Source organism: Salinivibrio sp. PR932 (genome assembly GCF_001996125.1).
GTDB classification, from domain to species: Bacteria; Pseudomonadota; Gammaproteobacteria; order Enterobacterales; family Vibrionaceae; genus Salinivibrio; species Salinivibrio proteolyticus.
In genome coordinates this window covers 1-13,275 of record NZ_MUFM01000009.1, presented here as the reverse complement: position 1 = coordinate 13,275, position 13,275 = coordinate 1, and the positions used below count along the sequence as shown (strand labels likewise).

The following is a 13,275-nucleotide window of genomic DNA, read 5'->3' as shown; positions in this document are numbered from 1 at the left end:
AGTAAGAATTTATTGCTTTATGGTCTAATTATTTTGCTGGTTGGCGTGCATCGACTAGGCCGGAGTCTAGAGAGCAAAGTAATTAGCCAAGCATCAAGAAAGGATGCGAGACATGATTGAAGAATGGATTAATGCCTTTGTAGGCTTTATTTGGGGAAAACCGATGCTGATCTTACTGGTCGGTGGCGGATTGTTTTTCACCCTATACGGAAAGCTCACACCTTTTCGTTATATGGCGCATAGCGTCAAGCTATTAACCGGTAAAGTGGATGATGGCAGCGGTCATGGTGATTTATCTCATCGCAAAGCCTTAGCGGCAGCACTGTCCGGTACGCTAGGTCTTGGCAATATCGCGGGTGTCGCGTTGGCGCTGAGTGCGGGGGGACCGGGGGCGGTTTTTTGGATGTGGCTTACCGCGTTACTGGGGGTATCGACTAAGTTCTACACCTGCACACTGGGAGTCATGTACCGCCACAAAGACGCCAAGGGAAATGTACACGGTGGCCCCATGTATACGGTTCAGCATGGGTTGGGCCCGAAGTTTAAATGGTTGGCGGTGATGTTTGCCATTGCAGGTTTGATGGGATTTGTGCCGTCATTTCAGATCAACCAACTCGGCGCTGTGGTGCAAACTCAACTGTTTCCGGGGGTCGCTTGGTTAGAGAGCAGTGCCTTCTCGTGGGGAATGGGCATTGTTCTCGCCGTGTTCGTCGGCATGGTGATTTGGGGTGGCCTTAAGCGTGTCGCTGACGTCGCTGGGGCTTTGGTGCCTTTGATGGCGGGAAGCTATATGGTCATGGCGATAGCCGCGTTGGCGCTCAATGCGGAACGTGTACCCGGTGTGTTCCAGTCTATATTTACCAGTGCGTTTTCACCGGATGCGATGTTTGGTGGAGTACTAAGTGTGATCATCATCGGTGTGAGTCGTGGTGCCTTTTCTAATGAGGCAGGGATTGGCACTGAAGTCATGGCACACAGTGCGGCGAAAACCAATGAGCCTGTGCGTGAAGGTTTGGTGGCGAGCTTGGGTCCTATCATCGATACCTTAATTGTTTGTAGCTGTACCGCCTTAGTCATTCTCGTCACTGGTGTGCTCGATCAAGCTGAGGGCATGCAAGGCGTGAGTTTGACCATGGCGGCTTTCAAAGCGGCGTTTGGTGCACCAGGCGCGTGGTTGCTAGCGGCACAAGTGCTGATCCTCTCTTTTACCACCGTCTTTACCTTCTGGTATTACGGCTATAAGTGCTTTGTGTATTTGTTCGGTGAAAAAGCCGGCCAGTACTACAAGTATCTGTATCTCTCACTGGTCGTGCTGGGGGCAGTGGTGTCGCTAGATGTGGTGTTCTTGTTCTTGATCGGAGCGTACGGATTGATGGCGGTGCCGACCATGGTCTCTGGCCTACTGTTGGCGCCGAAGGTAAACCAAGCCGCAAAGGCCTATTTCAATGGCCGACGTTATCAGTCGCATAGCGGATCACAAGCCACTAACCTTTGAATTAATTGAATAATCAAAAGGCTGCCTTGACGGCAGCCTTTTTTTGTTGCGGTGAGAGCCACGGGCGTGGTAGGCGAGTACTCGCGTTATCAATCGTCGAGTGGGGCACCAAAGATATACTTATCTGCCAGTCCGACCATGCGACCAATTTCTGGCTTGGTAATGGTGTCATTGGCACCAAGCTGTAAGGCTTTAGCGCGGTTGTCTTCACTCATGATGGAGGAGAACATCACGATAGGCATGGTTTTGTAGGTGTCTTGTTCACGCAAGCGCTTGACCAAGTGCATACCATCCATGCGTGGCATTTCGACATCTGAGATAATGGCATCCACAAATTCAGTGATCGCCACACCTTCTTCTTTCGCAATTTTCTCAAACTCCATCAGCTTCTCAAAGGCTTCGCCACCGTCTTTCGCAGACAAAATATTGTAGCCCGCTGAACGTAGCGTATTTTCGATCAGGCTGCGGATAAAGGCAGAATCATCAACCACCAATACGGTTTTTGCTTCTCGCTTTTTCGCACTGGTTTCGGAAATATTGACGCTGCGGTCTTGGGTCACGTCATATTTTTCCATGCTCAACTCGGGGTTGATGTCGGCGATGATTTTTTCAAAGTCAAGAATCATGATGAGGTTGTTGTTTTTGCGAACCACCGCAACCACACAGTCTTGTTCTCCAGCTTCTAGGAATTGACTGGGTGACTCCACCGCTTCCCACGAGATACGGTGAATGCGACTAATACTGTCGATCAAAAACCCATTCGTCATGTTGTTAAAGTCGGTGACAATCACAAACTTGTTGTCTTTTTCTGGGCGGGTTGGCACCCCTAGCCAGCCTGCGAGATCAATCAAGGGAGTGAGTTTTTCACGAGAAGAAAACACGCCAATCATGTGAGGCTGTGCATTGGGATAATCGGTTGTTTCAGGCACTTGAATAACTTCACGGACTTTGGCGACGTTAATCCCGTAGTAACAGGTTTTTGTACTGCCGTCCGGAAGTTGTTTCATAAGGTGAAACTCGATGATCTCGAGCTCGTTAGTGCCACTTTCCGTCAGTATTGCGTTTTTTGATGGCTCGTCGTTCATGCCTACCACATTTCCTATCGATAACAGCGAAGATTGCTGACAAACACAGCGATAAATCCAGTATAAGCCTGTGATCAATAAAGCGACAATATTTGCCAAATAATCGAACGGCGTTCTGTGGTCTATCACGCTAAATTCGGCTTGGAAATCAGCGCTAAGTTACAGCTTAGTAACAAAAAAAGCCTGCACTGAGGCAGGCTTTAGTGGTTGGGTCCATGTAATTGGAATTAAGGTAACGCGACTTCAAGATGATAGTTACCGATCATTTTTCCTTGGTCATTCAAGAAGCGCGTGTAGGAGAAGGGTTCAAGATCAATGGTCGTTGGTAGACCACGTACCACTTCGTTCATCACCTTTCCGGTGATGGCAGAGGTCAACATACCGGTACGGAAATGCCCACATGCATTGAGGTAACCGTCAATACCCGGCACTGCACCAAGAATTGGCAGTTCATCAGGTGAGCCCGGACGCAAGCCTGCCCAGCAGCGCTTGATATTCATCTTTTTCAGCTCGGGGATAGACTTCATGGCGCCTTGTGCCAGCTGCTTGATGTACTTGATGTCTGTGGTGGTATCAAAACCACGCTCTTCGGTGGTTGAGCCAATCAAGACTTCGCCGTTATCTTTTTGAGCGATGTAACAATCACTGGTGGTTAAACAACCATTTAAAAGCTTCGGTAGCTTCTCGGAGACGATCACTTGGCCTTTGACTGGGAAGACAGGCATTGGCATGCCCGTCGCCCACAAGCTAAGTTTTTCCGCCCATGCGCCACCCGCGTTAATCATGGTGCCACAACCTAGCTTGCCGTTTTCTGTTTCAACCGCGACAACGCGGTTACCTTGTCTCACCACACCCGTAACTTTGGTATTGAGATATAGCTCGACACCGTTTTGCCGTGCTGCTTCCAAATAGGCCTCGTTGAGGCGATAGGGGTTGATTTGGTGATCCCCCTCAAACTCCATCGCACCAATGGCAGCGCGCGACACGTTAGGCTCTTGTGCGTGAAGGTCTTCTTGAGACACCCAGCGGACATGCTCTTGGCGATCAGGTATGGCTGCCGCAATGTGCTCGGCATAGAGTTTGTCGTATTTATCAAACATGACAAACTTCAGACCGGTACGCTCAAACTTAAAGTCCACACCGTGATGCGTCATCAGGTCATCATACAATGCCGGATAGAGCTGGTTAGACAGCATCGCCATATCGAAGAAGGGTTTGGGCATAATGTGCGGTTTGATCTCTGGTGATCCACCTTCGCCGCTTTCTTGCATCTGCTTAGAAAGGGTTTTAAACAGGATAACGCCGCAACCAAGGCCGGTTGACTCGCCCATCGCCCATAGGCCACCGGCTGACGCACGTGAGGCGTTTCCGGGGTATTTATAATCGACAACCGCGATGGATAAGTCGCGCTCGCGGCTTAAATGGTAAGCCACCGATGCGCCGATCACGCCGCCGCCACAAATTACGATGTCGTACTGTTTCATGCGTCATCCTCCAACGCAGCAAAAGGAATAGGGTCGAGTGGGAATCGAGGGCGAATCAAAGGCTGAGGCGACGTCGTGCTCTCATTGAGTCGGTCGTAGCAGTAGTGCGCACAGGTTTTTCCTTGGCAGTCACCCATGGTAACGCGGGTACGCATTTTCAACGTAATCACATCCTTGACGCCTTGATTGATGGCGTTATCAATGTCCGCCTTTTTCACTTGCTCGCAGCGACAGATCACTGTGTCTTTTTCCGGCAAACTGAGCAGGCCTGGGCGACGGTAGCCTGCCGTATCAAAGCCTTTACGGAAACGGTAGCTCTTTTCGAGCTGATGACGTAGAGCCTTAAACTCATTGTCAAGATTAGGCATTGAAATATTGCGTGCCTTCAGTGCGGAGTACGCCGCAATCTTTCCTTCCAACATGGCGGCTTCTGCGCCGGCAAATTTCACGGTATCACCGGCGCAGTAAACATTGTCGACACTGGCTCGTTGCCACTCGTCCACCACGGGGATCGCCCCGCTCATGTGATCGTACTGCATATCTAGTCCCATTAGTTGCGCAAGCTGAGAGCGTGCCGCAAAGCCGTAACCCACACCAAGCAAATCAGCATTTATGGTTTCAGCACGGCTAACATCTGGGTGCCAGTCTTTACTGTAGGGGGCTACCGTGACGTGCTCGACTTGGGGGTCACCCGAGGCTTTGACTACGCCCCAACCGTAATGCATCGGGATATGGTGGCGTTTGAGATACATCATCATCGAGAGGCCATCTAGCGCGAGCTGTGGACGGTTGAGGAGGGCGAGTGTTTCACGTGCCAAGTCTTTGAATGGCGCCGCTTCATAGATACCCGCGATATCACAACCGGCTTTGTGAAGCTGACAAGCAACCAAGACGAGCAAAGGCCCTGTGCCGGTGATCACGCAGCGGTGACCGGGACGCACCAAGCCGCTTTTTATTTGAAGTTGGATACCCCCGAGAAGCATCACCCCAGGCATATCCCAGCCGGGAAAGGGAATGCTGCGCTCTTGGCAACCGGTGGCGAGGATCAACTGCTCATAGTCAATCGTTGATAGCGTGTCTTCATGAGCAGTGAGGAGGTGTTGATCCGCCATTGGCCCCAGTACCCGTGTCAAACTACGTAGGTCAATCAAATCCTGATGCTGGCGATATTGTTCGCGCAGGGATTGTGAAGTGGCCTTCCATTTGTCATCCAAGTGAGGCAGCGCGTCAGCATCTCGCCACGGACCACGGTAGACGACGCCACCGGGTTTGGGCGCTTCATCAACAATAATACTGGCAACCTTGTGCTTGGCCAGTGTGACCGCGGCAGACAAGCCGGCAGGTCCAGCACCAACAATAACAACAGGTTTAGACATGGGTTTCTCCTTGCTCGACGGTACTGCGTTCAAGATCCTTGCTCTCAACTACAATGTTGGCTTCAGTGCGGACATCCATATCCGGCTGAACGGCGACTTGGCACGCACGTTGTTTATGGCGGCCGTTGATTTCCAGCGTGCAGCAATGACACACGCCCATGCCGCAATAGGCACTCGCTAATCGGCCATAATCATTTTTAGATAGCGCACGGATATTGCTCGCAAGCAAGGTGCTTAGCACGCTTTCTCCAGCGATGGCAGGAACCGTCTCGCCATTGACACGGATCGAGAAGGTTTTGCCAACTGCATCGGTAATGTCTTGGGATCGTTTCATCGTTTTAATTGGCTCATTGGTATGTTGTCGGGACAGTGATGACTCCCACTCAGGCTGTTTAAGTGAGTGGACCTTATTGTCTTATTTATTAGGCGAGGCGTATGTTATAGCCGAGTCGTGAAATGCGTGTTACTTTTTGTTGCGTTTTCGTTATCCCTCACAAAAAATAAGGAAAAATAAGATCTATTGTGATCATTATCATGATATCGATCTGTTTTATTGAGTGATGTGAAAGTGAACACTCGTTATGGAGGAGCACGTGCTATTGCGTGAAAGGGTTGGCTGTGTCATCAATGAGTGATGAGGGCAGTAATGTTGATAATCAGGAGACACGAATGACGGAGTCAGGATCTCAATGGTTGGAAGATGTGAGAACGATGCGCGAGACGTTCGACGCGCAGAAAGCGCAGGCCTCTCAAGTACCATTTTTAGATTACCCTCATCGGCGAGATGCGCTACTGCGCTTGCGTCAGGCCATCAAGCAAAAATCGTCTGCGTTACAACAAGCCTTGAGTGATGATTATGGCTATCGAGCGCCCGTTGATACGGAAATAGCCGACATTCTGCCTCTGCTACACCAGATTGATTACACCCGTCGTCGTTTAAAACGATGGATGAAGCCGCAAAAGCGGCGTACCGGGATAACTCTGCTGGGAACGCAATTAGTGGTGCATCAACAACCCAAAGGCGTAGTTGGGATTATCGTGCCTTGGAATTTTCCGATCATGCTGGCCGTGAGTCCGCTGATTTGCGCGGTGGCGGCCGGCAATCGCGTAATGCTTAAGCTTTCGGAGTTCACGCCTAACACCAATCGAGTATTACGCGCGTTAATCGCTGAGGTGTTTAGCCCAACTGAAGTGGCTGTGATTGAAGGGGAAGTTGAAGTATCACGCCGTTTTACCGAGTTAGAGTTCGACCACCTCTTTTTTACCGGCTCAACCCAGGTTGGAAGACAAGTCATGCTGTCTGCAGCCGATAATTTGACACCAGTGACCCTCGAATTGGGAGGCAAGTCACCGGTGATTATTGATGATCAGATTGACATGGATATCGCTGTGTCGCGGCTCATTTATGGTAAGTGTTTAAACGCCGGGCAGATATGTGTTGCTCCCGATTATGTGCTTTGCCCTGAGCATCGCCAAGAGGCCTTTATCCACGCCTATCAACGGGCATTTCGAGCTCTATACCCTGACTTTGAAACCAATCCGGATTACAGCCAGATCATTAATCAAACTCAAGCGACACGGCTACAAGAAACGCTCCAAGATGCCCTTGATAAGGGAGCGCGTCGTTGGTGTGCACTCGACCAGCAAACCATGCCGACCGCAGAAAAAAGACGTTGGCCGACCCAGTTGTTGACCCAAGTCACCGATGATATGCGGGTGATGCAAGAAGAGATTTTTGGTCCGCTTCTGCCTGTGGTTACCTATCAAGATTTCTCTGAGGCGTTGAGTTATATTCAGGCGCGCCCGCGACCGCTCGCTTTGTATTTGATGAGCAATGATGCGAAGAAACGCACGCAAGTCACCACACAGCTTCACGCCGGCGGGATGGGGATTAATGAAACCTTGTTTCATGTTGCTGCCGAAGATGCGCCTTTTGGCGGCATTGGCGATTCCGGCATGGGGCATTACCACGGTATTGAAGGCTTTTACACCTTTAGCCACAGTAAAACCGTCCTCACCCGCGATAAATGGGACACCAGCTTTTTAGTCAAACCGCCGTACAACCGCTGGTACAAACGCTTAATGCGCTGGTGGCTGATGCGGTAATAGCCTATTGGTTTCAAATTTATGCTTGGAGATATTGCGCATACATTATTTGTTAACTACTAATTAAGTTATTACTTACTTAATGTTGGTTAGCTTATGGTACGTTCGAATTCTATTTCAGAACGCCGTCATTTTCTTAAATTACTGGCGGGAGCCGGCGCCCTCACCATGCTTCCTGTCAGCGTACCTTCTCGCGCACAAAGCCAAGCCAAGATTATCATTGTGGGAAATGGCGCGGCAGGTATCGCACTCGCTAATCGATTAGCGCAGCGTCTCCCGGCAAGAAACATCAGTCTAGTAGGCGCAAGAAAACAGCACTTGTATCAACCTGGACAAACGTTGGTCGCTTCCGGCCTTTGGAAAGCGTCACAGCTTATCTCCACGACGGAGGAGTGGCTCTCAACAGGTATTCGCTGGCATCAACAGAATGCTGTATCCCTGATGCCACATGAGAAGCAAGTTGAACTCGAGGATGGTGTCAAGCTCAGCTTCGACATACTAGTTGTCGCTATGGGTACGCAGTTGAACTATCACCTCATAGAGGGGATGGAGGAGTCTCTCGTGGGTCAGCGTGGTATTGGGAGCGTTTATCCCGGCCCGGCAGGTGCACAAGCCACTGATATGGCTTTTAAGCAGTTTATGGATAAGGGAGAGGGCAAAGCCATTTTCACATTGGCGGATACACCTATTAAGTGTGCAGGTGCTCCACTCAAAATGACGTTTACCTCGCTTGCTCGTCTTGAACAAAGCGGTCACCGTCAGGCGTTTGATGTGAGCTTTACCACACCGTTTAAAGAGCGTTTGTTCTCTATTCCTGTTTATAACGACTTTGTGATGAAACGCTTTAGCGAGCAGGGTGTCGAGATTGCTGACGAGAAGAAGTTAATTGGAATTGATGCTGAGCATAAACAAGCACGTTTCTCGCTTTTAGGCACGGGCCAGACGATAGAAGAAGAATATGATTACATTCACGTTGTCCCACCAATGAGTGCTCCTGATGTGGTTAAGCATAGCGACCTTATTTGGGACCAAGGTCCTCATCAAGGCGAGTGGATGGCGGCGGATCAATATACGTTGCAGCACCCAAGGTTTCCTTACGTCTTTGGGGTTGGTGATGTGACCGGTATTCCGCTATCGAAAACGGCCGCGAGTGTGAAAAAGCAAGTACCGGTTGTTGAAGCCAATATTATTAGTTATCTAAACGATAAGCCCTTGGAGGCTGAATTTAATGGTTACACATCCTGCCCACTTATCACGGGGTTTGGTAAAGCAATATTAGCCGAATTTGGTTATGGCGGGACATTGCTGCCTTCGTTTCCTTTTATTAGTCCAACAGAAGAAACCTGGATGGCTTGGGTAATGAAAGAGCAAATGTTGCTACCGGCCTATCAAGCAATGCTTGATGGTAAAATATAACGGAGGTGCACGTCATGACGCTTGATGCCGTAATTACTGTATTCTTATACTCTCTTTCTCCTTACTGGATGTGGTTGCTATTACTGGTGGCTATGCCTGTCCTGGCGGCGATCGTTTTCCGTCGGTTTTCGTTAGATAGCGCTAAGCGTTCCCTCTTTTTTTGTGGTGTCATTGGTGTTGTTGTTGCTCTCAGTGCGCCACCTCTAACCGGTTCATCACTTTCCATGCTTAATGGTGTTGCAGACTGGACATTGCTGCTGTTAATTGCTTTGTGCGCGACAGGATACTGTCTCTTATTGGCTGCAATCGTTGTTGTACCAAGGTGTAAGCCGTTATTTGAGAAATGAGCGATGTCTCGAAGGATATGGCTTGGAGTATCGTTTGTCCGCGCAGCGGCCTAAACTTTTCTGAGAAATTGATCTATATCTTTGGTTGTTACATAACTGTTAAAAGTGGTGCGAAGCAACCAAAGGAGCGACACAATGGCGTTTTCAGTACAACCCGATTCCATGTTGCCAGACATTGGCGATCATGAGCGCGCGATGGTTGAGCAGGAAGTAAAGCTCGCCGTGGCCGATGTTAACGGACAATCGTTAGGCTATTTAGCGATGGTGCCGGATGCGCAGCGTTTCCTGACGCTGACTCAAGACACCAATGAGGCCTTAAGCTTTATCAAGACGCCCTGCAGTGTTAATGCAGGCTACTATCAATGGTCGTTTTTTTATGATGACATTGAGTATGGGCTGGATTGTTTAATTGATCCGGACAGAAACAAATGTCGACTTTACGCCAATGATCACGCCGCCGCTGCACCATCATGGAAGTTGTGCTACGACAAGGAGCTGGGTCCTCTTATGATGGCAGCTCCTATCTCTGCGATTGGTCCCGGTACACGTGTTGCAGTGACGTCTGAAGACGCAAGTGTCCCCAATGTTCTTGTGGGCGCGCTCGAAGGCGGCGTATTAATTCATGAAGAACCAAACTAACCCTCTCTAAATCAAGTTGTTACCTTTTTCTTCGCCAGCGCTTAGCCGCTGGCTTTTTTGTTGGGTAATGCTCACTCTCTGTATACGAGAATGAATCAGATTTCATCTCATTTGTGCATCATGTCAAAAATAATAGATCTAATTTGTCTGACATGTGAGACATAAAGATCTGCATCGAGCGTGCGAATTTTCACTGTAAACAAAAAGTTAAATAAATTGTAAATAATAATATAGTCAATAATGCTGATTGATTACTCAAATAAAGCAAATCCCACTGCAGAAAAAATGCTTTTTGATGCATAGCTTTATAAGCGTGCTTGTTGTTTTTTGTAGGCAATTATGACTTTCTACGTTTAACCATTGTAAGGAATACAATATGTTAAAGCATGTTCTTAGCTGCTGTATCGCATCTGCACTCGTGACTGCTTCACCCTCTGTGCTCGCAAAACAAGAGGACGGTAAACAAGCGATTGCTCAGCAGCAAACGCTAGCTCCATTAGTGGTTGCATCAGACAAGCAGGGTATTGAGGACCAATACATTGTGGTGTTTAAGCAACCAATGACACTCAGTGATGATCCACAAGCGTTAAAAACCTTCACACAGCAAACGGTTTCCAGCATGGTCAACCAACATGCGGTTAAGGTTGAGAAAGTGTTTGATCGCTCGCTGAGTGGTTTCGTGGCCAAATTAACACCAGAGCAATTGCGTGCGCTACGCATGGATTCACAAGTTGATTTTATCGAACAAGATAAAACGATTTCCTTGGACCCGGTAATCACCCCAAACGCGAACCAGAGCAATCCAGTTTGGGGGTTGGATCGCATTGATCAACGTAACTTGCCTTTGGATAATAATTACAGTACCAACTTTGATGGTACAGGTGTGACGGCGTATGTCATTGATACTGGCGTGACAACGTCACATGTTGAGTTCGGCGGTCGTGCTCGCTCTGGCTATGATTTTGTTGATAACGACAATGACGCCTCAGACTGTAACGGTCATGGTACCCATGTGGCCGGTACTATCGGGGGAAGCCAATATGGTGTCGCCAAAAATGTCGACATCGTTGGGGTGAGAGTCCTTAGTTGTAGCGGCTCAGGTTCAACGTCCGGCGTGATTGGCGGGGTTGACTGGGTGGCAGCCAATGCCAGTGGACCGTCAGTGGCAAATATGAGCTTGGGTGGCGGTGTATCAACCGCACTGGATAGAGCGGTTGCCAGTGCCGTGCAATCGGGTGTGAGCTTTATGTTGGCAGCAGGGAATTCCAATGCCGATGCATGTAACAGCTCACCGGCCCGTGAGCCAAGCGGTGTCACCGTGGGCTCTACCACCAGCAGCGATAGCCGCTCAAGCTTCTCAAACTGGGGCAGCTGTGTCGATGTGTTCGCACCGGGCTCTCAAATCAAGTCAGCGTGGTATGACGGTGGCTACCGCACCATCAGCGGGACTTCGATGGCGACCCCTCATGTTGCGGGCGTGGCGGCTTTATATTTGCAAGAAAACAGCAACCTATCTCCTGCACAAGTAGCAAGCTTGATTAGCAACCGTGCCAGTGTGGGTAAGATTAGTGACACGCGCGGAACGGTTAACAAATTGCTCTATAGCCAAGCTGACAGTAGCTGTGAGCCAGATTGTGGTCCAACGCCGGATCCTAAAGATAAGCTTAAAAATGGTCAGCCGGTCACGGGCATCTCTGGTGGGCAAGGTGCGCAACGCTTTTTCTACGTGGATGTAGAAGCCGGTCAGCGCCTTAGCGTGAATATCAGCGGAGGGTCGGGTGATGCAGACTTATATGTTCGCTATGGCGCCAAACCTACGCTATCGAGCTGGGACTGTCGTCCATACAACTATGGTAACAGTGAAGTGTGCACCGTGCAGAGCACCCAGAAGGGTCGTTATCATGTCATGCTAAATGGTTATACCGCCTTTAGCGGCGTGAGCGTTACGGCACGATATTAGTCGTCGATGCGCGCGGTTGGCGCGACCATGATGACTTATACCGAATAGACAGCGCGGCGATTGCCGCGCTTTTTTGTGTACGCCTATTGGCTGTATTGGGTTAGACAATCACACAGTAACGAGATAAAGCCTTCACGGTTGATCTTCATCGCCACATCAGCGTTAGCGGCATGACCGGTCACTCGATAGCGATCAACCACAGTCATTCCGGTGGTGAGTTTGCCTTGTGTTTCTATATCCACCCATACGGATTCACAATCGAACAACTCAGGCTTGATAAGCCAAGCAATCGTACAAGGATCGTGGAGGGGCGAGCCGTCGAGTTGCCACTTGGGATCGCGGTGATAACGCATAAAGAATTCCAGCCACCCCGCGACGGTCTGTGCCACGGGGTTATCAATGGCGCGGATAGTGGCAACGTCGGCATCTTTGACCAAGGCTTGATGGGTCACATCCAAGCCAAACATGGTGATAGGGATCCCTGAATGAAACACACGGTGAGCGGCTTCAGGGTCAACATAAATATTAAACTCTGCAGCGGGGGTCCAATTCCCCAATGTGGCCCCTCCACCCATGAGAACGATACGCTTGATGCGATTGGCTAGGTGCGGATAAGTCGCAAGCAGCAGTGCGACATTGGTTAGTGGACCGGTGGCGACGACCGTTATCGGTTGATGGCTAGCTTCTAACACGCGTGCCATCACACTGATGGCATTATCGGGTTGAGCGTCCATCGCGGGTGCAGGGAGTTCAGGGCCATCAAGCCCTGACTCACCGTGGACATTATTCGCCACCACAAGGTCACGCAGCAGAGGCTTATGGGCTCCCCCTGCGACAGGAATGTCGTGGCGATTTAATAAGGTGAGGATCCGTCTAGCGTTGTAAAGCGTCTTATCCAGCGTCTGATTGCCGGCACAGGTGGTAATGGCCTTAATAGTGAGCTGATCGAGTGCACAAGCCATCACCAGCGCGATGGCATCATCGTGTCCCGGATCGCAATCAATGATAATAGGTTCACCCATTGCACACTCCTTTTTATTGTGTGTTCGGTTGCGGCGTTTTGCGGTCTGGCGTTGGCAGTGATTGTGCTGATTGGGGCCAGCCGCTCATTTCATGATTTGATCACGCTACGTGTGATTTCGACTGGTGACTGTGAGCTAGCTCGTTCTATTGAGATTGGCTGGGTGAGGTATGTAACAGATGAAAAAGATATCATCAAAAATGTGATTCTTGGAGTAACAATATGTCAACATGCCATGAACGAAAATGTGGTAGTTACATCATTTTGCAARCAATCCAATCAATCTAAACATTGGTAATAATTTGGTCTTTTAATCCACAATTAAGCCATTAATTCAGAATAATAT

The 13,275-nt window shown here is 49.5% G+C and carries 11 protein-coding genes; 6 read left to right on the top strand and 5 right to left on the bottom strand.

The annotated features are described in order from the left end of the window. The first annotated feature begins 112 nt into the window (after positions 1-112). Positions 113-1,495 (top strand): alanine/glycine:cation symporter family protein, encoded by a 1,383-nt coding sequence (locus BZG84_RS06320; protein ID WP_198536715.1) that lies wholly within the window; start codon positions 113-115, stop codon positions 1,493-1,495. A gap of 89 nt (positions 1,496-1,584) precedes the next feature. Here the strand turns inward: BZG84_RS06320 and BZG84_RS06315 are convergent, their stop codons facing one another. From BZG84_RS06315 to BZG84_RS06300, 4 genes are all read right to left on the bottom strand, one after another. After that, on the bottom strand, positions 1,585-2,580 hold the full coding sequence (locus BZG84_RS06315; RefSeq protein ID WP_077479587.1) for a chemotaxis protein CheV: 996 nt from the start codon (positions 2,578-2,580) through the stop codon (positions 1,585-1,587). Positions 2,581-2,807: 227 nt separating this feature from the next. Beyond that, complete coding sequence (locus BZG84_RS06310) at positions 2,808-4,064, bottom strand: NAD(P)/FAD-dependent oxidoreductase (protein WP_069587500.1); 1,257 nt, start codon at positions 4,062-4,064, stop codon at positions 2,808-2,810. Continuing rightward, the gene (locus tag BZG84_RS06305) at positions 4,061-5,440 is read right to left on the bottom strand and encodes an FAD/NAD(P)-dependent oxidoreductase (protein WP_077479589.1); all 1,380 of its coding nucleotides are present in this window, start codon (positions 5,438-5,440) and stop codon (positions 4,061-4,063) included. The genes BZG84_RS06310 and BZG84_RS06305 overlap by 4 nt, the downstream gene beginning before the upstream one ends. After that, positions 5,433-5,774 carry a (2Fe-2S)-binding protein gene (locus BZG84_RS06300; RefSeq protein WP_077479590.1) on the bottom strand — a complete coding sequence of 114 codons (342 nt, stop codon included), beginning with the start codon at positions 5,772-5,774 and terminating at the stop codon, positions 5,433-5,435. Before BZG84_RS06300 ends, BZG84_RS06305 begins: the two co-directional genes overlap by 8 nt. 335 nt (positions 5,775-6,109) lie before the next feature. Between BZG84_RS06300 and BZG84_RS06295 the strand changes: the two genes are divergently transcribed. The 5 genes from BZG84_RS06295 to BZG84_RS06280 all read left to right on the top strand — a co-directional run bounded on the left by BZG84_RS06295 (position 6,110) and on the right by BZG84_RS06280 (position 11,908). Next, the gene (locus tag BZG84_RS06295; RefSeq protein ID WP_077678059.1) at positions 6,110-7,546 is read left to right on the top strand and encodes a coniferyl aldehyde dehydrogenase; all 1,437 of its coding nucleotides are present in this window, start codon (positions 6,110-6,112) and stop codon (positions 7,544-7,546) included. A gap of 96 nt (positions 7,547-7,642) precedes the next feature. Beyond that, positions 7,643-8,962 (top strand): NAD(P)/FAD-dependent oxidoreductase, encoded by a 1,320-nt coding sequence (locus tag BZG84_RS06290; protein ID WP_077479592.1) that lies wholly within the window; start codon positions 7,643-7,645, stop codon positions 8,960-8,962. A gap of 14 nt (positions 8,963-8,976) precedes the next feature. Further along, on the top strand, positions 8,977-9,309 hold the full coding sequence (locus tag BZG84_RS16285) for a hypothetical protein (RefSeq protein WP_131825050.1): 333 nt from the start codon (positions 8,977-8,979) through the stop codon (positions 9,307-9,309). 135 nt (positions 9,310-9,444) lie between these two features. Continuing rightward, complete coding sequence (locus tag BZG84_RS06285; RefSeq protein WP_077479593.1) at positions 9,445-9,948, top strand: hypothetical protein; 504 nt, start codon at positions 9,445-9,447, stop codon at positions 9,946-9,948. Positions 9,949-10,324: 376 nt separating this feature from the next. Beyond that, positions 10,325-11,908 carry a S8 family peptidase gene (locus BZG84_RS06280; protein WP_077678058.1) on the top strand — a complete coding sequence of 528 codons (1,584 nt, stop codon included), beginning with the start codon at positions 10,325-10,327 and terminating at the stop codon, positions 11,906-11,908. 83 nt (positions 11,909-11,991) lie between these two features. On the opposite strand, the gene rihA is transcribed toward BZG84_RS06280, so the two are convergent. Continuing rightward, on the bottom strand, positions 11,992-12,930 hold the full coding sequence (gene rihA, locus BZG84_RS06275) for a pyrimidine-specific ribonucleoside hydrolase RihA (RefSeq protein WP_077479595.1): 939 nt from the start codon (positions 12,928-12,930) through the stop codon (positions 11,992-11,994). Positions 12,931-13,275 lie beyond the last annotated feature (345 nt).